Source organism: Paenibacillus bovis (assembly GCF_001421015.2).
GTDB lineage: Bacteria > Bacillota > Bacilli > Paenibacillales > Paenibacillaceae > Saccharibacillus > Saccharibacillus bovis.
Map to the genome: position 1 here is coordinate 3,609,495 of NZ_CP013023.1, position 19,495 is coordinate 3,628,989.

Consider the following 19,495-nt stretch of genomic DNA (forward strand, 5'->3'; position numbering starts at 1 on the left):
ACTCCCAACGTCTATTGTATCGGTGCAGGCAAAAATTGTGCAACTGAAATTTTTACCGCTCACCGTTTATAGGACAATAATTATGAGAAAATTATTCATTCACTTAGAGAAAGAAGGAGATTTCATGGCTGCAAAACGCGCTCTTATCTTCTCAGGCGGTCTGTTACATCCTGATTTTTTAAATGAGATTCGCGAGGATGATCTGATTATTGGTGCGGATCGTGGTGCATTGTTTTTGATCGAACATGGTATTCGTCCACATCTGGCTATCGGTGACTTTGATTCGTTAACCGATCATATGACCGAACTGCGGAGGATTGAAGAAAATTCTGATGAAATGATTGTGTTTGATCCGGTGGACAAGGATCTGTCCGATACGGAAGCGGCTTTTGAAGCAGCGATGGAACGACATATGGATGATATTCTTATTTTTGGCGCGGTAGGTACGCGATTTGATCATACGCTGGCGAATGTACAGCTGCTGGTACGTGCATTGCAGCATCAGGTACGTTGTGCAATCCAGGATATGAACAATTACATATCGCTGACTTCCACTACCTCCGTTATTTCCAATATGGGTTATCCTTATGTATCCTTGCTGCCTGTGACCTCGGAAGTAACAGGCATTCATCTCAAAGGTTTTCAATATCCTCTGGAAAATGCTACCCTTCGGATGGGACAGTCACGCGGTGTGAGCAATCATCTGGCTGAGGAGCAGGGTACGGTCAGTATCGAAGGCGGATTATTGCTTATTATCCAGAGCCGCGATTAAATTTTTTATAAATATCAAAAAGCAAGCCCCATGTTATCCAGTCTGCTGGCATGGGGCTTGCTTTTATTTGCTCTTATTTGAATAAACAGCTCAATAGAGTTATCCGAAATATCGATGATACAGGCTGCGGGCTTCCGCAATATCTTTGGTGCCATGTACCATTACTCGTCCATCCTGAAATACTACCATCCGTCGTCCCTGCTCCATAGTCATCGATAACAAAAATGGATTAACGCTGACTTCATAGTGATCCAGCTTTTGCAGGCGCTCCGCTGTCTGCTGCAGATTCAGCTTTTGACGATGTGCCGGCCGAATCTGTACCGTATCTCTGCCGCATAATACTTCGGATTTGCTCTGTCCTTCGTGACTAAGATGCGGATAGGTAGGATGAGCTCCACAGGATGGGCAATCCGGCTTGCGGGCCGCACTCATTTTGATAGAGACCTGTTCATTTTTCCACAAATCAAAAGATAATAATGTACCGCGCAGCTGCTCCTGGTTACCGCTGAGCAGCTTGATCGCTTCGGTTGTCTGATGCGCTACAACCATCTGCACAGCAGGTGGAATGATACCGGATGTATCACAGGTATCTCCTCCAAGCGGCGCAGATTCCATCAGACACTGCAGACATGGCGTAATACCCGGCAGAATCGTAAAAGTAATCCCGTAACTTCCTACGCATCCACCGTAGATCCAGGGAATATTGTACTTTTGCGACATATCATTGATCATAAGCCGTGTCTCGAAATTATCTGTAGCATCCATAATCAGGTCCACGCCTTTGGCCAGCTCCCCCAGTTCGTCTGCTGTTACATCCGCGATATGTGCTTCAATTTGGACAGAGGAATTGATCTGCATTAGCCGATCACGTGCAGCGATGGCTTTTGGCATCCGTTTGGCTGCATCTTCTTCTGTGAACAGTTGCTGCCGCTGCAAATTGCTCCATTCTACATAGTCCCGATCGGCAATAATGACTTTGCCAACACCAGCTCGCACTAGCGTCTCTGCCGAACTGGAACCGAGTGCTCCGGCACCTATAATCAGAACAGCCGCCTGAGATAGCTGATTCTGACCTATTTTGCCAAGTGGAGTAAACAGTTCCTGTCTGGAGTAGCGACGATGCGGATCGACCTGTTGATTGACATCAGATAAATGCTGCACCTGGTCTGTATGATCAGTATGAGCATTATGGTTACTGTTGATAGGTGTGTTGCTAGTAGTCTCTTCTTTTGTATGTTCAAGACTCAAGTCGTAATCATCCCTTCTGAAGGGCTGCTTGCTACAGCATAATTGCGCAGCGGAATCATCCCCGCTTCCTTTCCCAGTCGTCCGGATTCTACAGCCAGCTTCATTGCCAGTGCCATCTTGACCGGATCATCTGCTCCGGATACAGCACTGTTGAGGAGAACTGCATCTGCTCCGAGTTCCATCGCATATGCGGCATCTTTCGGAGAGCGAATTCCGGCATCGACGATAACAGGTACACGGGCATCAGCGATAATCCATTCCAGCATCGCAGGATTAAGAATGCCGCGTCCGGAACCTATAGGAGAAGCTCCCGGCATAACGGCATGAACGCCTATTTGCTGCAGCCGCTTGGCCAGCATATAATCGTCGGAGATATAAGGCAGTACTGTAAAGCCTTCTGCCAGCAGAATCTCACAGGCTTTTACTGTTTCCAGCGGATCCGGCAAAATCAGCTGGTCATCTCCGATCACTTCGACCTTTATCATATCACATAATCCCGATGCTCTGGCGAGTCTGGCGATACGTACCGCCTCTTCCGCTGTCCGTGCACCAGCCGTATTAGGGAGCAATGTATACTGGGTCAGATCCAGATGTTCCAGAAAATTGGGTTCATCCGGCTGATCCAGATTCAGTCTTCGTACCGCAAAAGTCAGCACCTCTGTTCCCGAAGCCTCCACTGCCTGTGTCTGTATTTGTAAATCACTGAATTTCCCTGTTCCCAGCAGCAATCTTGATTTGAATGAATGTTGTCCTATAGTTAACAAATCAACCACCTCCTACAAAATGTACAATCTCCAGTGTATCTCCATTGCCAATTACCGTCGTACCATGCTCTTCTTTTTGCAAAATGCGTTCATTCCATTCGACAATAACCCGCTTTCCGGCGAGCTGTAGCGATTCAAGCAGCTGTTCTATGGTCTGAACATCCGGTGATACTGTACGGCTGGTTCCATTGATCGTCAATTCCATACCGGTGTCCCTCCTTCTTTTTCCTGCAGTCCAGATAGCGGCTGAAGTGCCCGCTCTGGAGAAAAGCTTGTCGGAATCATATTGGATTGGTCCGCAGCTACAGCATCAGCCATGATTCGTCCGGTGCCGGCTGCCAGCAGAATCCCGTTGCGATAATGTCCACAAGCCATCCATACACCGGGTATCGGTTCGAGTCGTCCGAGGTAGGGAAGCTCGTCGGGTGTACCCGGACGTACGCCCGCCCAGCATCGTACCAGCTCCCCATTGGTAATAGCCGGAATATACTGCCTTGCCTTGAAAAGCAGTTCGGGGACTGCACCTGCTTCTACTATGGTATCGGTTCGGCCAGGCTTGCTGGTTGCTCCTATCCAGATACGATTGCCCTGCTTTGGAATAATATAAATCTGATTGCCATAAATGGTATGATTCAGCCAGCAGGATGGTGTACGAATTTCCAGCAGTTCGCCTTTGACTGGCAAAAAAGGAAGTCGGTACCCTTCGGTCTCAAGAAGTCTGCCACTTCCAATTCCGGAACTCAGAATGACGCGTTCTCCATACATTATCCCTTGCTCTGTCACTACACCTGTAACCCGGCCATGATTACCGTGTTCGCGCAGCAACCGCGTCACCTCGGTCTGTCGGTATAGGACTGCACCCAGACGTATAGCAGCCATAACCAACGCTTCATTTAGCAATGCAGGGATAAGCTGCTGCTCTGCCGGATTGTAGAGCATACCTTGCTCCGCATGGATATAAGGCTCTTCCAGAGCCAGACGTTGTCTGTTCCACCATTCCAGTGGTGAAGTATTGGACAAATGCTCTTCATTCCCATTATTGTTTCGATTCGGTGTATGCAATGAATGAATAGTATGGCTTTGCTTCAGATCCTGCTCATCGATCGGTAACAGAAATCCTTCACTGCGAAGTCCACAGTGTATGCCGGTTAGTTCGTACAGCTGCTCTGTGAGCTGGTTATAGAGCGAGCGGCTGTACAATGCCCATTTGCGAAGATCTTTACTTTCAAAATGCTCTGATTCTGCTGCCAGCATACCTCCAGCCGCTCCGGACGAACCGGAAGCTGGCTGATTTTTCTCGATCAGGGCAACTTTCATGCCTTTTAACGATAATTCATAAGCGATCGAGGCACCGATTACACCCGCTCCAACTACAATTGCATCGTAATGACCATTACTTCTCATACCGTTTCCTGCCTTCCTGATTCGATCTTGCCGATACGAGCAGCTGCAGCAGATAACGCTGCTGCATAAGCTGAAGCCTGTTCCAATGGATTCTTTGCAGCAAAGATTCCGGACATTACAGCTATACCGGCTGCTCCCGTACTTATCAGTTCCTCTGCATGATGAGGCTGTATCCCTCCGATCGCAATAACAGGTATATCTACGACAGCACATATTTGGCGCAGCTGCTCTACTCCCCGGGCAGGAACTCCTGGCTTGGAGGCTGTCTCATAGATATGTCCATAAAAAACATAATCTATTCCTTCCCGTTCTGCCTGAATCGCTTGTGCAGCAGTGTGTACTGATCTCCCCAGCCGAAAAGATTCTTTTTGCCAAAAATCCAATACAGACTCTGAATCTGCTGCTGGTGCATGATACTGTCTCCTCTGTCTGCTGGTACTTGCCCCGGTCTGATCATTACCGGATAGTGCATTTACATTTACCTCGTGTTTCTCTGGCAGAGATCGGACAAAACTTTGCAGCTCGGTTAAATGAGCACCTCCCAGCTTCAGCTCCGCAGCAAGCTGTATCCTGCTATTTAGCCGAATAGCAGCAGCAGGTATCCCTGCGTTTAACATGGCTTGTACCAGTTCATATACCTGTTTATCCGACCACTGCTTTTCCCGGATATGGATCGCTGTTACCTGGGAGTAAATCTGCCTGCTAACTGAAAGTATTTTCTCTGCTGTCTGATTGCCTGTACTCACCACATGCAGCTCCATTTTGCACCCCCCACAGATCTCCAATCTCTATCTGTATCACGGAATAACGAACACCTTCTCTGTTTTCCCAAATGGTAAGGCGGCCAGCTGGCATTGTATATTGCAAAATAATGCAAAAAAACCACCTTCCAAAGGAAAGTGGCTGTTTGGTATAAACAATAACAGGACGATCTGCATCGCTGCCTGCCGAAGCATAATCTGGTTGGATCATTCATTATATCTCCATGTACATTCCGGAACATTGCGATCCAAAAGGATGCTGATCCCGTCCATGATATACAGGGAATACATAATGATTCCTTGTATATACAATATGCAGATTGCTGTACTATTATTAATTACTTTATACAGCCTGCGTTGTCAGAGTAGATATATCCATATTATCCAAGATTATTCTTCTGCCACTTCCCTACGCTGGTATAATCCAGATCAGGTACAAAGGGTTCGGCAATCAGTTCTGCCATCTCAGCCATTACAGGCTCCCCCGTGTGTTGTCGCTATTCAATTTAAGCATATTTATCTTAGCAAAACTGTTCTTATAAAGCAAATACTATGTATGCACAGGAAATTTGATAACAGCTCCTGAAACTACAGAAATGCCGCCCAGCTGTTCGAGAATTGCTGCTGCAAGAAAGAAGGATTGTCGCAAAAATTCAGCCGATTGAGCAGATGTATCGTGGCTACCATCTAGCATCAATTGATGTCTCATAAAAGAAAACAGATTTTGCGCATTCCATGCATCTTCAAAATCCTGATAAGCATTGAGCCGGTATATATCTTGTTCTACTTTAAATTGATTTGCTATCCAGGCAGCGGTAAGTGCTGATTCCGTTTGATAGGCACCCAATACAGGAATCCATACTCTGGAACGCATTACTTCATGATGAGCATATTCATGAAAAAAGGTATTGAGCTGTACAAGATCCTGACCCAGATTGACAATGACAAGATCAGCTTCTGCAAGCAGGGGCATCTGCTCTAACCCCGAACCGGCATCCAACAGAATCAGATCATAGCACAGACCTGCAGTATGAAGCATGTATTTCCAGAAAAGATCATCTGCCGGAATGGGTGCTGCCTTATCAGTACCTGCCAGAAGATCAAGCCGATTCTGGAGCAATGCAATCATATAACTGGATACATTACTGCGAGTCAGAATACCCGACTTGTATGAATAATACAGCCGATCAATGCCTGGTATAGAGCGTCTGTCAGCATTGTCGGCAGAAATATCTGTATCTGTACTTGTACTCAGCAGACCTGCTTCAACACTGTGATAACGATATTGATTATGACAAAGCAATAATTTTAGACGATATTGCAGAGAAGCAGTAATCGCTGTAATCGCCGCGTGCGACGATGTTCTACTATTCCCTTTATCGGGACTCCAGAACATTACGGTGGTCATTGATCTGCTCCTTTCCTTTTGATTAGCGCAGATTAAACCATAATTTGCGTTTCCTTACTGCAGAGGGACGGTCTTCACCAAATATTTTTTTCAGTATAGAGGCTGTAGCAGGCTGATGATCAAATGGATCGGGATGCCATGGAATACTGTATATCTGTTCCGTATGCAGCTCATGCTGTAATCGTGATACAGCATCTGCGGGAGCCAGAGGAAGATAATAATGCCATTTGTCCCGCGGGTATCGATGCAGATCAGCAGCCATTTTGAGCACGTCCTGGTAACGCCATTCGGCTCCTGATCCAACTACAATAGGGATATCTGCACGCAGAAATTCTTCCAGTCTGGCATTTTGCTGATAACGTCCCAGGTCGAGAATAATAAACCGGTAGCTACCGCCAAGCAAACCGACTACTTCTGCGCGAGCAGATTCACGCCAGTAATCGACTCCTTCCAGCGTAAACTTCCGTTCCTCCAGCAGCATCTGCTGTTCGGCCATACCATTTACGGCTACCTGCTGTATACGGGCAAATGCTCCGGGATGATCATTCATTTCCACAAGAGCGACCTTTTGCTGACTCCTCGCCAGATGATGGGCAATCGCTACCGCCGTATGGGTAGTTCCCGTACCTGATGTAGCTCCCATTACTGCGATCACCTGTGTGATCTTGTTCCATCCACCGACCAGGTTACCAGATCCTCTATGGGTTCGATTGTAATAGTCATTTATGACCTGTCCCAGTGCCTGCCTGGTATCCGAAGCAGACTGGTATCTTTCTGCGGGTTGATGATGCAGCAGCTTGCGGATAATAGGGATCATGGCCCGGGGTATATCATTTCTGATAAACTTCTCCATACCGAGCATCCATTCGCTATAATGCCCTCCTGTCGACAAATACAGGATAAGCGCTCCCAATCCATACAGATCAGAACGATGATCGGTTTGCCCGCTTCCATACTGCTCGGGTGCCGCAAAGCCGATAGTACCCAGCTTTACGGTATCCTGACTTTCCTGCGGTTTGAAGGTCCGGGCAATTCCGAAGTCGATAAGTCGTATATCCATTTCCGGAGTAATCATTACATTGGATGGTTTCATGTCGCGAAATACGATTGGAGGTTCATGCTGATGCAGATACTCCAGCACATTGCAGAGTTGATTGGCACAGCGCATAATAAATGCCGCATCTACCTCTGCAGGTTGTCTTTTGAACTTTTGTTCCAGTGTTTCTCCTTCAATATAATCCATGACCATATAGGTATAGCCATCAGGATCATCTGTAATAAAATCCACAATTCTCGGTAAAAATGGATGGCTCAGCGAAGTAAGCATTTTGGCTTCTGCTGCTACTTCCCTATATTGAGATGGCTGGGCTACACTTTCCTTGACTGCCCATTTCTTGCCGGGCAATCTCAGGTCATGCGCCAGGTACACATGACTCATGCCTCCACTTCCCAGTTTCTCCTCGATACAATAACGCTCCGCCAGTACCATTCCCTGATACAGCCGGGTTGGATGAATCATATAGAACAGCTCCCTTCTGCAAACAACAAAAAAAGGGAAAGCCTCCGTCTATTCAAGCAGACTAATACTGTCTGTTCGAAAGACGGGATGCTTTCCCTATCCGTTGTATATTCATATACCTGTATTATAGTAACTGCATCTGAGTTTGTAAAGGATAATCGGGGTCATCCGATTCCACCCGATATAACGAGTTTATTTTTGTGCTGCAAAAGCTTCGCGATTACGCTGGATCTGATTCACATGACCTTCCAGATGAGTGACGCAGAGCTTTTCTACGAGCGCACGGGCTGTAATCTCGCCGTCGACGTTATGCTGGCCTGTACGTTTTTGATCTTCTTCCGTAATGGTCTCCAGCACAGGGGCAAAAGCTTTGCGCATCGCCAGCAGTGCCTGCAGATGATGTTCCAGATCCAGTGAAGCATAACCAAGCCGCTGCGCCCAGCGATCCTGATCAAAAGCCACTATAACCGGATTATCTTCAGCCAGAATAGCTTTGAGGCGATGCTGAAGTACAATCTCCACATCATACAGATGAACTACGATCTCATGAATACTCCATGCTGTCGGAGCAGGCTTGAACTGCAGTTCGGCCTCGGAAAAACAACGTACCTGTTCTACAAAGCGTTCCATATCCGGTAAATAACGATAGATTGCATTTTGCATAACGCACATCCTTCTCGAAGGTATACAAGCTATTACAGATTAGTACTTTACCATATAAAGGGTAATTTCATCACGATTGTGGAACAGCTGTTTGGCACGTTGAACCTGAAGACGCGCTTCTTCAAACGTATGAATCACTTCCTTGATCAGTGCCAGCGGTTTTTTGTGCATCAGCTTGACGGTCACAATAACCGTACCGCCAGGTACTACCGCATCCAGCAGATCAATAACAAGTCGTGCAGTCAGCTTGGGACTCCAGCTCATATCACAGACGAGCAGATCAAATTCGCCTGCACTCAGCTTCACTTCCGATGCATTGCGCCGAACCACTTTGAGATTCGGATGATTTTGCAGGGAAGGATGCATTTTGGCAGGGTCGACTGCAGTTACTTTCATACCTCTTTCCAACAGGAACGAAGTCCAGCCTCCAGGAGCTGCACCTACATCCAGTCCCGAGCGGAAGCTGGTAAAATCAATACCGAACACTTTTTCCGCTTCCAGCAACTTGAACTTGGCACGGGAAATCTGACCTTCTTCCCGCTGAAAACGCACAGCGCCTCCATTCCAGTCAGACAGATTATCCTGCGGAAGCGAGATGCCTGCATACAGACGATCGGCTGTCCAGAAAACAGACAATATCAGATCCGGATTCTGCACGGTATACTCGGAATGCAGCGAAGCCAGTCGTTCCTCCAGCAGATGACGAAGTTCGGACATATTTTCTTCTACGTTGGCATCTCCTGTCTTGCGTACCTGTACCGACAGCGATATCCCGTATAATTCTTCCCGTTTGAGCAGCAACTCTGTCAGCGCGTCCAATGGATGCTGTTCAGGCTCTATTTGTTCCAGTACCAGATCGTAACGCACCGGCTGAATATGACGCAGAAACATCGGTGGCTCCGATGTCAGACGGGCGATCACATCTTCTGGTGCTGCAGGAAGTGTCAGCAAGAGCACTTCACCGTGTATCAGAACCGAACTTTTGACCGAACCAAAAATACGCTTCAGTTCCTCCTGCGCGTAAGCGGCAAATCCGTGATTGGCTGTGCCAATCCAGCGGGATTCCGCCTGTATGTCCTGCTCTTGCTGTACAATGTTCTCTTCATTCATGAATATTCTTATAGCCTCCAATAGTTTATACAATAACACTCCGTATATGCTCAAGTATGCGCTGAACCGATTCCATCCGGTAGAGCATGCGCGGACTTTTTACACGCCAAGCTTCAAATACAATCAAACAGGGCACACTTGTTATTTCATAAGCCTGCACAAACCGGGGAGCAAAATTGATATTTAGTGCATAAGTCATATGATCCGGCAGCAGCGGCAGGGCGGTCTCCAGCATCCGCCGGCCCATCCTGCAGGTACCGCATAACGGAGTGTATATATAGATTGCAGCGGCCTCTCCCGATTGTGAGGCGAGTTCCAATGCCTGCTGCTCCGTTAATTCCTGAATCATATCGATCACTCCCTGTATTATTCGCTGCGTCCGGCACTACGGGCAATTTGTTCCAGCAGTTCTGCCGGCATCGGTCCGTTGTGCACAATAACATCTGCCGGCTTCGCCTGATACAACAGCTCGTACATTCTTTTTTTGCCATACATGCTGGATGTATGCAGGTAAATCTCTTTTGCATACAATCCTTCATGGATCATGGCTTTGACGACATCGGTTCCATCCATCTGGCCAAAACCAAGCTCATGGTCGAGCGACAGGATGTTCACTTCGCAATCACGAAGCATCATCAGGCATTCCTCTCCGTCTCTTGCCAGCGCAAACCCGCCAGGGCAAGGACGATAATCATCCATATACAGATTGATCATCAGCCTGTTCCTCCCTGTTACTGTTCAAACTGGGATGCTGGACAGTAGTAGGTTTTTTTGCCTGCCACTTCGGTTTTTACCACTTTGTCTGTTGCAGAGCGTACAGACGGTTCACCTTCACGCTCATACACACGGCGCAGCGCATGGAATCCACCCGTCAGCGCATCATTGGCTGTGAGCGGCTGCCCTTCCATATGGCCGCCTGTCTCGATCGCTTCTTCCAGAACGCTGTGTACTGCATCATACAGTTTGGACAATGCTTCTTCGTCCAGATCCTGTACTTTGGCTGAAGGCAGTAGCCCCGCTGTAAAAGCAATCTCATCTGCATAATAGCTGCCAATGCCAGCGATCAAAGATTGATTAATCAGCGCTGTTTTGAGAGCGCCTCTGCGGCTTTTGAACAAAGTAATGAATTGTTCTCTGGTCAGTTTGCGATCGGTTGCTTCCGGTCCCAGATCGGCGAAATAGGCCTGTGTCTCCTTGGCGGAGCAGAAATACATCAATCCTTGACGTCCGGCTGTATAATACAGCGACGTTCCATCTTCAAATTGAAGCTCCACATCCGACTTGCGATCTGCATTTTGCTCGCGAATACCATAATACAGCGAACTTCCCAGTACGATGCTGATCAGCAGACGATGTCCGCTGTGAAGATGAAGATTCAGATATTTACCACGGCGTTCGATAAAAGCAACCCGGTTACCCGCCAGCATCAGGTTGACATGATCAGCTTCCATATTGGTAGCTTTGGGACGATGTACAACCATTTTCTCAATAGCGACATTCAAAATATAACCTGTCAGTTGGATTTTATAATTTTCGAGTTCTGGCAATTCTGGCATAGGTGTATCCCTCTCTCTCCAAGTATCATTCCTATATTTCATGACTGCACAGATTGCAAATCCGCGCTGTCCCTATAACTCGTCCGGTTGAATTTCTGCTAGTGTATGACAGATTCGGCCCGGTTTTACGCCTGTACGTGTCTGATGACTGGCAAGATTGTCCATGGTCGTTACACCAGTCGTTACCAGCACAGTATAACAGCCTGCGGCAGCTCCTGCTGCAATATCTGTCATCATATTATCTCCTACTACAATTGTATCGGCAGCAGGAAGTCCGAGACGTTCCATTGCATATTCCATCAAAATGGATGAAGGTTTGCCGATAACAACAGGCTCTACGCCGGATGCTGCAGAAATTGCTGCGCCCAATGTACCGGCTCCAGGCAGCAATCCATCATGAGAAGGCAGCTGAAGATCAGGATTCGTCAATACAAAGCGCGCGCCCTGTCCGATCAGCCGTAAAGCACTGGTTAACTTCTCATATGTAAAAGAACGATCTATGCCCTGAAGCACATAATCCGGCTTTTCCCCGGTTATATGCAACCCTGCTTCTGTCACAGCTTCATGCAGCCCTGGTTCACCAATCACAAAGACCGATGCGGCAGGTGATGCTGCAGCAATATAGGCTGCTGCCGCAAGTGCAGAAGTACATACGCGATCTGCAGAAGCCTCAATGCCAAGTTGACGCAGATGCGCTGCCACTCCTTCCGCAGTACGGGAAGAATTATTGGTTACATACAAATAAGGAACTTCTGCCTGATCCAGGCTGCTGATCCATTCCGCTGCACCTGGAATCACACGATCCCCATGATACAATGTACCATCCAGATCAATCAGTAATCCTTTGCGATTGCTCATCTTCAAGCCATCCTCTCTATTACTCACAATCCCCATTGTAAAAAAAGTTGCGGCATAAGGCAAACGATTTGCTTACCTTGCCGCAACCTGCGTGGTAGATCTACGGATTAATGCACCGGGAAAAGCTTGTGTTCTTCTGCGAGCTGTGTGTTAGCGAATATGGCTGTCGCTTCTTCCAACAACGGATGAAGCTGATCCTCGTCCTTGTAGCGCGAGCTGAAATGAGTCATAATGAGCTCGCCCACTCCTGCAGCTTTGGCTGCTTCGGCCGCTTCCACAGCCGTACTATGATAATACTTGCGCGCTGTATCTTTGAGATCATTGCGGAATGTGGCTTCATGTACGAGCAGATTGGCACCATGAGCCAATACCTCTACATTGGGACACGGACGCGTATCTCCCAGAATCGTGACGATTTTTCCTTTTTTGGGCTCTCCCACTACCTGATGGGAATGCAGAGTATCTCCATTTTCCAATTGTACACTGCCGCCATTTTTTAGCTTGCCGTAGATAGGCCCTGGCTGAATACCATACTGCTTGAGCAGTTCCTGATTCAGCTGTCCCGGACGATCCTTTTCAATAATCCGGTAGCCATAGCTGTCGATCCGATGCTCCAGCAGAGCAGATTCCACTCGGAATGTCTCATCTTCAAAAACAACTCCGCCTGTATGCTCTTCTACAATTAGTTCATACTCCATCCGAGACTGACTCAATCCGAGCGCTACATCCACAAATTGCTTGATACCAGGAGGTCCATATACGATCAATGGCGTGATTCCGCCCTGATTAGAACGACTCGATAGCAGTCCCGGCAGTCCAAACAAATGATCACCATGTAGATGAGTAATAAAAATTTTCTCCAGCTTGCTCAGTTTGAGCTGTGAACGAAGAATCTGATGCTGTGTTCCTTCTCCACAGTCGAACATCCACAGTGCTTTGCGTTCTTCGTAGAGGCGCAATCCAATCGAAGTAACATTACGCTGCAGGGTCGGTACACCTGCATTGGTTCCTAAAAAATATAGTTCCATACCAAAACAACCTTCTCTCTATATATAGCGTTTCATGATGTTAATGTACTGTTGCGCAGCAAGCTTATCAGTCTCATAAGCATCATATATAAGACGCACAATCACGAGCTTGCTGCCATTTAATAAAAATCCTCCGATCGCTTCGGAGGATTGCACTTGTTATCCCTGCCGTCTCAGCTCCGAAAATAATCCCGGTACCTATCACGACTATTGCATTACTCAAGCTCAACTTTATTATAATACCATGATATCCATACTTCCAAAAGTCACTAAATCGTATGCCGTTTATCACTTATCCAAAAGTACTCGATACAAGCATCCGATTTATTTTAATACCCTTATTCAAAAGCGTAAAATCAAAACCTGTTTCTGCCGGGTTGAACCTGTCTGCATCTTGCTTTATGATCAGTAGAAACGTCCGGAAGACTGATCCTTATGAATTCTTGATGAAAGTGTCGACAAAGAAAGCATTTTCTTTTATAATACATCATAAAAATGATGAAAGAAGGGTAATCCGATGGCTGAAATCAGAATTAGAAATACCAATGAACGAATTGCCGGAGATGACAATGTCCTGGAGTTCCTGAACAAGCATGAAGTTGTATACGAAAAATGGGATGTGTCCAAGCTGGCTCCGGAACTGAGCGAGAATTTCACTCTGACTGACGAGCAAAAGCAGGCGGTACTGGATACATTTGATGCCGAAATCAAAGATCTCTCAGCACGTCGTGGTTACCGTACCTGGGATGTAATCACATTGTCCGAAGCAACACCGGATCTCGAAGCCAAGCTTGCCAAATTCGAAGAAATTCATACTCATACCGAAGACGAGATTCGTGCGATCGTATCGGGTAACGGTATTTTCATTATTAAAAGTCCGGAGCATGGTTATTTTGATGTTGAACTGGAACCGGGTGATGTTATCTCTGTACCAGAGAATACCCCTCACTTCTTTACATTGGTAGATAATCGCAAAATCGTCGCTGTACGCCTGTTTGTGGAAACTGACGGCTGGGTAGCACATCCTTTTGCAGACTCTAGCTTCCAAAAAGCATAATTATTGATAATCCAAACCTTTGATAAGGTTCACTATCAGCAAAAGTTATGGATTTAGAGCAATTACTTATCACAAGTAACAATCACACGCAAAAACCCCCTGCGCATTTAAGCTGCAGGGGGTTTTCTTTCGTTATATCTTAGCTATGCGGGAAGATTAGACCAATTGAGCTGTAATTGCGTGAAGATCTGTCAGACGCTCGATCTCGTAATCCGGATAGATCTCGCTATCATTTACCTTGTGGTTGCGGTTCACCCAGACAGCCTTGATTCCTGCTGCCAGTGCTCCTTTGATATCTGTAGTCAGCTTGTCCCCTACCATCAATGCATGCTCGGGCTGTACATCCAGCAGTTCCAGCGCATGGTGGAAAATCGCCGGATCCGGTTTTCCTTTACCAAATGCACCGGATACAACAATATGGTCAAAAAATGGAGTCAGCTCCGGTACACCATCCAGCTTCTCCTGCTGCAAAGCAGGACAGCCATTGGTGAGAAGCAGCAGTTTGACCTGGCCTTTCAGTTCACCCAGGATCTGCAGCGTTTCTTCATAGATATGCGGGCGGCTGCGACGCTCCTGCACAAACTGCTCAGCGAGCTGGTCAGCCAACTGCTCATTCTCGATATTCAGCGCTTTTAATCCAAGACGCCAGGCATCCCGGCGGTATACAGGAGCAATCTGCTCCAGCTGACGGAATTCAGGCTGCTCGCCTGCCGAGAATTGCGCCCACAATCCTTCAAACGGATTAATCCCGATCTGTTGAGTAAAAGCAAAAGTCTCATACGATTCATACAGTGCTCTGGCTTCACGGCGCACAGCTTCTTCAAGAGCAGAGGCATCTACACCCACCGCTTGCTGCGCCGTCAAACAGGTCTGCTCAAAAGCTTCCTGTATACTGCGTTCATCCCATAATAAGGTGTCGTCCAGGTCGAATAAAACAGCTTGAATACTCAACATCAAATCCCCCTTGGTCTGTATTACAATTTATCTTCGAGAGTAACCTGGTTAGCCGCTGCAAAAGTTCTCAGCTGAGCAGCCATCGCATTCGTATCATAACGGTTCAGCGTGCGGGCGAATACCCATGCTCCACCTTTGCCGCTGTGTTCGATGATTACGTAGTTTTTTTGCAAGCGGATCTTTTTGATCTGTGCTGCCGTTACCAGACGTTCACGATTGAACTTGGTTGTGATTACGGCATCTTTGCCGATTTTGAGATACGGTCTGCGCAGATACAAAATAACTCCCAGCAGCAGGTACATAACTACCGTTACAATAAATAGTACGGTGCTGCCCATGGATGCAGGATACATCAGACCCATCGCTCCATAAGCCAGACCGAGCAGTACCAGGGTAGCCGGGAATACAAAGTTCCGGCCTTTGTAAGTAGTATACTCGGAAGCTTTTGGACTCTTGCTGCCTACTTCACTCTGGCCGGCTTTTTTACGGCGGGCATTAACCTGCTTGGTATTGCGTTTGACTTGCCTCTCCCATGAACGGGACATGCGATTTCCCCCTAAATAAAATATAAAAGATACTTGCTCTATATTCAGACTGATCGAACCGCAATCTGTCTATCCCGGATATACGATTCAATGATCTCAATACGCTTTCATTTTGAAGAGTGCTGAAATTAAAGGGGATGCCCAGCCATGATCAGCTATGACATCCCTGTATGGTTGTTGCATCTTATTATAAATGAAGATCTAACAATACCATCCTGTTTATGCGGAATATCCGGAGCCTTTGCTGCAAATCAGCGTTTGCCCTGCGTACCATCCTCTGCATCTTCCACCCATTCAATGGTGTCCAGCTGCTGACGGAAGTTGCGGCGGATATTACCAAGATAGACGGCACGAAGTTCATCCCGCTCAATGGTTTCCTCTGCGGTCAGACCGGTGTCCTTTTTTTTGCGTGCCAGTTCATTAATACGTGCAATCAGTACATCGATGTCCATGACTAACCTCCCATTCTTATCTTTACTAACTTTGACATGTAAAAAAAGGCTTGTCAAGGCTATTACAGCCTGACTCGCCTTTTATATATCAATATAGAAATATCCTATATATACACTTGTTAATCGTGAGGGATTACCAGTACATCGCCACTCTGGATTTCAGTAGAAACCAGCTGGTTATGATCACGAATTTCATTTACATAATCACGAATATCGGTTTCGTCCGATTTGTAGCGGGAAGCAATCGCCCATAGGCTATCTCCGCTCTTGACGATAACATGCTGTTCATTGCCAGGCACTTCATCGGCAATAACCAGATGCTGAAAACCTCCATACAATACAATAGAAGCAAACAAAATGCAGATCAGAAGACGTCCACTGGATTTCCATTTTGATTTTTGAACTGTCATTTCGATCAGATTAAGCGTTTTTTGGCGAAGCGTCTTTTTGACACCTTTGCGCTTGGCAGATGTGCTGCGTTGTGAATGGGTATCTTCCGTCTGTTCGGAAGCATACGTCCATGTATCCACGGTCAGCCCTTTTTCAGTTGACGGTGATGGAATGGAGGAAGATGCGATTCGCGCTGTTTTGCGAGGTTCCGATGCAGCCGCAGATGTATGTTGAGTATCGTTTTTAGTGGAAACAGTAGGCTTTTCCTGCTGCTTCGGCTGATTGTGTATACTTTTGTATGTACTGTATTTTAACATGAATACCACACCCCAAACGTTTGTTCTTGTTTCTTCGTCAATAATATAACACGAACATATGTTTTGATCAACAACTTTTTGCGAACTTTCGTTCGCTTTTTTGTAAATGAAGTGTATGATGAATATAGCGGTATAAATTGGGTTTCTTTTATCGCCTGATTAGCTGCTTTGCTTTATCGGGAAATAGTTGACGAATTTTAGAACTTATGTTTGTACGAACGGAAGTTCTATGTTATACTTTTTCCAAACGTTACTAGTATTGGGGTTGATACGGCATGTCCAAGATTTCAAGTCGCCAACAGGCTATTCTGGAATTTATCCGGAATGAAGTTAAACTCAAAGGTTACCCGCCGTCTGTACGTGAGATTGGTGAAGCTGTAGGTCTGGCTTCCAGCTCTACTGTACATGGTCATCTGGATCGTCTTGAGAAAAAGGGATTGATCCGCCGCGACCCTACCAAACCTCGTGCTATCGAGCTGCTGGGTCAGGAAGAAACCGAAAATAATCTGTTGTTCGCGCAGACAGTGTCTCGTGTACCGATTATCGGCAAAGTTACCGCCGGCGTACCGATTACTGCTACTGAACATATTGAGGATTATTTCCCTCTTCCACAGCAATTTACAGGTGACAACCAGATCTTTATGCTTTCCGTTGTCGGAGACAGTATGGTTGAAGCCGGTATTCATAATGGTGATTTCGTTATTGTTCGTCAACAACAGACTGCTGATAATGGCGATATCGTAGTTGCAATGACCGAAGAAGACGAAGCCACTGTCAAAACGTTTTACAAAGAAAAAGATCATATTCGTCTGCAGCCTGAGAATCCGATGTACGAGCCGCTTCGTTTGACTCGTGTAACGATTCTAGGCAAAGTAGTCGGTCTGTTCCGTAACTTGCACTAAAACGGCTATAGTTACACGGCAGATCACATGACTTTGACTTATATGATGATTGCAGGTTTTGTTTTCAAAAGCCTCTGCAATATAAAAAAGACTCCTGACAGGAGTCTTTTTTATTGGCCTATTTATGATTTGTAGTCCTTTATTCCATCTTTTACTCTTTATGCAGCCTGCTCATTTCCTGAATAAAGCCTTCCAACAGTAAATTAATGTTTTTAATCTCTGCAGCATGCTGCAATTCAAGCTTTAATTTTCGCGATTCGAATACTTCTCTCGCCTTGGTAGTATGGAAAAAGTAAGAATGATACATATCATACGTTTCGCCTTCGTTGGTTCCTTCGATATCAATTCTCTGATAAATTTCTTCGAGTCGTCTGCAAATCTCCAGCTCTACTCTGACATCAATGATTTCTCCTCCTGCTACATCGCTTCCACGTAGTGGATTCTCGATCGTGTACAGCTTGCGCAGCTGTTCTTCCAGATTACTGATATGCATCTCACAAATAGTAATCAGACGCTGCCTGACTTCCTTGTCCATTGAAATGCCTCCTTTGTTTGTCCGACTGATGCTGCAGTAAGTGGTCAGTCATTTATTACCCGCACTGATCCTGTAGTTATCTATGCGATGTAAAATAGGAGCATACATTTCAAATAGCGGACTTTTATTCATAGGGTGCCAATAATGTGTTTATGCAATTATTTGAACATATAAAGACTGATTATATTAAACGATACAGTAGGCTTGACACTACTCTCTTTGTTACCGTTACGTACTGAGCAGTACGCATATAGATACATACATAGATGTATAAACAAATTAAACGTCTAAGGAAAAATATTATGCTCTATCCTCAGTTTGTCAGCAATAGCCGCGATAAAGGAACTATTGGTTGGCTTGGTTTTGCTTACGTTAATTTCATAATTAAACAGATGACTCATATGGCTCATATCTCCACGATTCCAGGTCACTTCGATCGCATGCCGGATAGCTCGTTCGACCCGGGCGGGATTGGAATGGAATTTTTCGGCGATTCTGGGATACAGCACCTTGGTTACGGACCCCAGTATATCGATATTATGATACACTTCCGCAATAGCTTCTCTGACGTACTGATAGCCTTTAATATGCGGAGGCACACCAATTTCATTTAATATTCTGGTAATAGAAGCTTCCAGACGCTGTTCTGTATTGGCTGTATTCGTAGCAGGTATCGTTGTCAAAGGCCGAGAAGCCGGTACAGTTGATGGGGACGGTGTACGTATCGCTCTCTCATTGGCTGGCACCTCCGCCAGCTGCCGAATACGGCTGCCCAGTACCTGAAGATCAAAAGGTTTCAGCATAAAATAAGAAGCGCCCAGATCCAGTGCCCGCTGCGTAACCTGCTCCTGTCCAAACGCAGTAAGCATAATCACTTTGGGTTTGGGAACAATATGCATTTTCGGAAGTTTCTCCAGTACACCCAATCCATCCAGATGCGGCATAATAATATCCAGTAATACCACATCCGGCGGCTCTGCCAAATCCTCAATTAACTGCAAGGTTTGTTCTCCGTTATAGGTCATACCTGCAAGAAACATATCCTCCTGATTGGAGATGTAGTCCGATAGCATCTGCGTAAACTCCCTGTTATCATCTGCAACAAGTACATTGATCATAGCTGATACCCTCCTTCTAGGTAGTAAGAACAATCGATACCAATACATGTAATAAAATGGTATTTGAGGTATTAATATCATTATATCATTTTAGCGCCTAGAATTTTCAATTTTAAGGAATATTAAGAATTAAT

24 protein-coding genes and 1 riboswitch are annotated in these 19,495 nt (G+C 46.1%); of the genes, 3 read left to right on the top strand and 21 right to left on the bottom strand.

The window, feature by feature from the left end; translation table 11 throughout:
• Positions 1–124 precede the first annotated feature (124 nt).
• Complete coding sequence (locus AR543_RS15285) at positions 125–772, top strand: thiamine diphosphokinase (protein WP_060535325.1); 648 nt, start codon at positions 125–127, stop codon at positions 770–772.
• Positions 773–871: 99 nt separating this feature from the next.
• Here the strand turns inward: AR543_RS15285 and AR543_RS15290 are convergent, their stop codons facing one another.
• From AR543_RS15290 to rnz, 15 genes are all read right to left on the bottom strand, one after another.
• Positions 872–1,933, bottom strand: a complete 1,062-nt coding sequence (locus AR543_RS15290) for a MoeB/ThiF family adenylyltransferase (protein WP_060536808.1) — start codon at positions 1,931–1,933, stop codon at positions 872–874.
• Between the two features lie 83 nt (positions 1,934–2,016).
• Positions 2,017–2,784 carry a thiazole synthase gene (locus tag AR543_RS15295; protein ID WP_060535326.1) on the bottom strand — a complete coding sequence of 256 codons (768 nt, stop codon included), beginning with the start codon at positions 2,782–2,784 and terminating at the stop codon, positions 2,017–2,019.
• Position 2,785: 1 nt separating this feature from the next.
• Entirely contained in the window at positions 2,786–2,989 is a 204-nt protein-coding gene (thiS, locus tag AR543_RS15300; protein ID WP_060535327.1) for a sulfur carrier protein ThiS, read from the bottom strand.
• Positions 2,980–4,188 carry a glycine oxidase ThiO gene (thiO, locus tag AR543_RS15305; RefSeq protein WP_060535328.1) on the bottom strand — a complete coding sequence of 403 codons (1,209 nt, stop codon included), beginning with the start codon at positions 4,186–4,188 and terminating at the stop codon, positions 2,980–2,982. Before thiO ends, thiS begins: the two co-directional genes overlap by 10 nt.
• Positions 4,185–4,949 (bottom strand): thiamine phosphate synthase, encoded by a 765-nt coding sequence (locus tag AR543_RS15310; RefSeq protein WP_060535329.1) that lies wholly within the window; start codon positions 4,947–4,949, stop codon positions 4,185–4,187. Before AR543_RS15310 ends, thiO begins: the two co-directional genes overlap by 4 nt.
• Entirely contained in the window at positions 4,891–5,160 is a 270-nt protein-coding gene (locus tag AR543_RS24330; protein WP_158523979.1) for a hypothetical protein, read from the bottom strand. Before AR543_RS24330 ends, AR543_RS15310 begins: the two co-directional genes overlap by 59 nt.
• 177 nt (positions 5,161–5,337) lie before the next feature.
• Positions 5,338–5,445: riboswitch (TPP riboswitch) on the bottom strand.
• 54 nt (positions 5,446–5,499) lie between these two features.
• Positions 5,500–6,078 (bottom strand): CpaE/TadZ family protein, encoded by a 579-nt coding sequence (locus AR543_RS15315; protein WP_145953925.1) that lies wholly within the window; start codon positions 6,076–6,078, stop codon positions 5,500–5,502.
• A gap of 301 nt (positions 6,079–6,379) precedes the next feature.
• On the bottom strand, positions 6,380–7,876 hold the full coding sequence (locus AR543_RS15320) for a serine/threonine protein kinase (protein WP_060535331.1): 1,497 nt from the start codon (positions 7,874–7,876) through the stop codon (positions 6,380–6,382).
• Between the two features lie 192 nt (positions 7,877–8,068).
• Positions 8,069–8,539 (bottom strand): DinB family protein, encoded by a 471-nt coding sequence (locus AR543_RS15325; RefSeq protein WP_060535332.1) that lies wholly within the window; start codon positions 8,537–8,539, stop codon positions 8,069–8,071.
• A 39-nt stretch (positions 8,540–8,578) separates the two neighbouring features.
• On the bottom strand, positions 8,579–9,649 hold the full coding sequence (locus AR543_RS15330; protein ID WP_060535333.1) for an SAM-dependent methyltransferase: 1,071 nt from the start codon (positions 9,647–9,649) through the stop codon (positions 8,579–8,581).
• A gap of 25 nt (positions 9,650–9,674) precedes the next feature.
• Positions 9,675–9,998, bottom strand: a complete 324-nt coding sequence (locus AR543_RS15335) for a YbbN family protein (protein ID WP_060535334.1) — start codon at positions 9,996–9,998, stop codon at positions 9,675–9,677.
• 17 nt (positions 9,999–10,015) lie between these two features.
• Entirely contained in the window at positions 10,016–10,363 is a 348-nt protein-coding gene (locus tag AR543_RS15340) for a cyclic-phosphate processing receiver domain-containing protein (RefSeq protein ID WP_060535335.1), read from the bottom strand.
• A gap of 17 nt (positions 10,364–10,380) precedes the next feature.
• Entirely contained in the window at positions 10,381–11,205 is an 825-nt protein-coding gene (locus AR543_RS15345) for an Fpg/Nei family DNA glycosylase (protein ID WP_060535336.1), read from the bottom strand.
• 72 nt (positions 11,206–11,277) lie between these two features.
• On the bottom strand, positions 11,278–12,063 hold the full coding sequence (locus AR543_RS15350; RefSeq protein ID WP_060535337.1) for a TIGR01457 family HAD-type hydrolase: 786 nt from the start codon (positions 12,061–12,063) through the stop codon (positions 11,278–11,280).
• Positions 12,064–12,170: 107 nt separating this feature from the next.
• A complete protein-coding gene (gene rnz / locus AR543_RS15355; protein WP_060535338.1) occupies positions 12,171–13,091 on the bottom strand; it encodes a ribonuclease Z in 921 nt (306 codons plus the stop codon).
• Between the two features lie 517 nt (positions 13,092–13,608).
• Here rnz and AR543_RS15360 point away from each other — a divergent pair.
• On the top strand, positions 13,609–14,148 hold the full coding sequence (locus tag AR543_RS15360) for a cupin domain-containing protein (protein WP_046213967.1): 540 nt from the start codon (positions 13,609–13,611) through the stop codon (positions 14,146–14,148).
• A 156-nt stretch (positions 14,149–14,304) separates the two neighbouring features.
• Here the strand turns inward: AR543_RS15360 and AR543_RS15365 are convergent, their stop codons facing one another.
• From AR543_RS15365 to AR543_RS15380, 4 genes are all read right to left on the bottom strand, one after another.
• Positions 14,305–15,102 carry an HAD family hydrolase gene (locus tag AR543_RS15365; RefSeq protein ID WP_174703748.1) on the bottom strand — a complete coding sequence of 266 codons (798 nt, stop codon included), beginning with the start codon at positions 15,100–15,102 and terminating at the stop codon, positions 14,305–14,307.
• Positions 15,103–15,122: 20 nt separating this feature from the next.
• Complete coding sequence (locus AR543_RS15370) at positions 15,123–15,647, bottom strand: hypothetical protein (RefSeq protein ID WP_060535340.1); 525 nt, start codon at positions 15,645–15,647, stop codon at positions 15,123–15,125.
• Between the two features lie 251 nt (positions 15,648–15,898).
• On the bottom strand, positions 15,899–16,099 hold the full coding sequence (locus AR543_RS15375) for a DUF896 domain-containing protein (protein ID WP_017812453.1): 201 nt from the start codon (positions 16,097–16,099) through the stop codon (positions 15,899–15,901).
• Between the two features lie 119 nt (positions 16,100–16,218).
• The gene (locus AR543_RS15380) at positions 16,219–16,806 is read right to left on the bottom strand and encodes a LysM peptidoglycan-binding domain-containing protein (protein WP_087071278.1); all 588 of its coding nucleotides are present in this window, start codon (positions 16,804–16,806) and stop codon (positions 16,219–16,221) included.
• Between the two features lie 275 nt (positions 16,807–17,081).
• Here AR543_RS15380 and lexA point away from each other — a divergent pair, with 275 nt between their 5' ends.
• Entirely contained in the window at positions 17,082–17,708 is a 627-nt protein-coding gene (lexA, locus tag AR543_RS15385; protein WP_060535341.1) for a transcriptional repressor LexA, read from the top strand.
• A gap of 151 nt (positions 17,709–17,859) precedes the next feature.
• Here the strand turns inward: lexA and AR543_RS15390 are convergent, their stop codons facing one another.
• Positions 17,860–18,243, bottom strand: coding sequence for a hypothetical protein (locus AR543_RS15390; protein WP_060535342.1), 384 nt, complete (start codon positions 18,241–18,243; stop codon positions 17,860–17,862).
• 287 nt (positions 18,244–18,530) lie between these two features.
• Complete coding sequence (spo0A, locus tag AR543_RS15395) at positions 18,531–19,361, bottom strand: sporulation transcription factor Spo0A (RefSeq protein WP_060535343.1); 831 nt, start codon at positions 19,359–19,361, stop codon at positions 18,531–18,533.
• Between the last annotated feature and the right edge of the window lie 134 nt (positions 19,362–19,495).

Coding starts and splice junctions, on each gene's coding strand:
- AR543_RS15285 (WP_060535325.1), top strand. CDS start 125: ATGGCTGCAAAACGCGCTCTTATCTTCTCAGGCGGTCTGTTACATCCT.
- thiS (WP_060535327.1), bottom strand. CDS start 2,989: ATGGAATTGACGATCAATGGAACCAGCCGTACAGTATCACCGGATGTT.
- thiO (WP_060535328.1), bottom strand. CDS start 4,188: ATGAGAAGTAATGGTCATTACGATGCAATTGTAGTTGGAGCGGGTGTA.
- AR543_RS15310 (WP_060535329.1), bottom strand. CDS start 4,949: ATGGAGCTGCATGTGGTGAGTACAGGCAATCAGACAGCAGAGAAAATA.
- AR543_RS24330 (WP_158523979.1), bottom strand. CDS start 5,160: ATGATCCAACCAGATTATGCTTCGGCAGGCAGCGATGCAGATCGTCCT.
- AR543_RS15315 (WP_145953925.1), bottom strand. CDS start 6,078: ATGATTGCATTGCTCCAGAATCGGCTTGATCTTCTGGCAGGTACTGAT.
- AR543_RS15320 (WP_060535331.1), bottom strand. CDS start 7,876: ATGATTCATCCAACCCGGCTGTATCAGGGAATGGTACTGGCGGAGCGT.
- AR543_RS15325 (WP_060535332.1), bottom strand. CDS start 8,539: ATGCAAAATGCAATCTATCGTTATTTACCGGATATGGAACGCTTTGTA.
- AR543_RS15330 (WP_060535333.1), bottom strand. CDS start 9,649: ATGAATGAAGAGAACATTGTACAGCAAGAGCAGGACATACAGGCGGAA.
- AR543_RS15335 (WP_060535334.1), bottom strand. CDS start 9,998: ATGATTCAGGAATTAACGGAGCAGCAGGCATTGGAACTCGCCTCACAA.
- AR543_RS15340 (WP_060535335.1), bottom strand. CDS start 10,363: ATGATCAATCTGTATATGGATGATTATCGTCCTTGCCCTGGCGGGTTT.
- AR543_RS15345 (WP_060535336.1), bottom strand. CDS start 11,205: ATGCCAGAATTGCCAGAACTCGAAAATTATAAAATCCAACTGACAGGT.
- AR543_RS15350 (WP_060535337.1), bottom strand. CDS start 12,063: ATGAGCAATCGCAAAGGATTACTGATTGATCTGGATGGTACATTGTAT.
- rnz (WP_060535338.1), bottom strand. CDS start 13,091: ATGGAACTATATTTTTTAGGAACCAATGCAGGTGTACCGACCCTGCAG.
- AR543_RS15360 (WP_046213967.1), top strand. CDS start 13,609: ATGGCTGAAATCAGAATTAGAAATACCAATGAACGAATTGCCGGAGAT.
- AR543_RS15365 (WP_174703748.1), bottom strand. CDS start 15,102: ATGTTGAGTATTCAAGCTGTTTTATTCGACCTGGACGACACCTTATTA.
- AR543_RS15370 (WP_060535340.1), bottom strand. CDS start 15,647: ATGTCCCGTTCATGGGAGAGGCAAGTCAAACGCAATACCAAGCAGGTT.
- AR543_RS15375 (WP_017812453.1), bottom strand. CDS start 16,099: ATGGACATCGATGTACTGATTGCACGTATTAATGAACTGGCACGCAAA.
- AR543_RS15380 (WP_087071278.1), bottom strand. CDS start 16,806: ATGTTAAAATACAGTACATACAAAAGTATACACAATCAGCCGAAGCAG.
- lexA (WP_060535341.1), top strand. CDS start 17,082: ATGTCCAAGATTTCAAGTCGCCAACAGGCTATTCTGGAATTTATCCGG.
- AR543_RS15390 (WP_060535342.1), bottom strand. CDS start 18,243: ATGGACAAGGAAGTCAGGCAGCGTCTGATTACTATTTGTGAGATGCAT.
- spo0A (WP_060535343.1), bottom strand. CDS start 19,361: ATGATCAATGTACTTGTTGCAGATGATAACAGGGAGTTTACGCAGATG.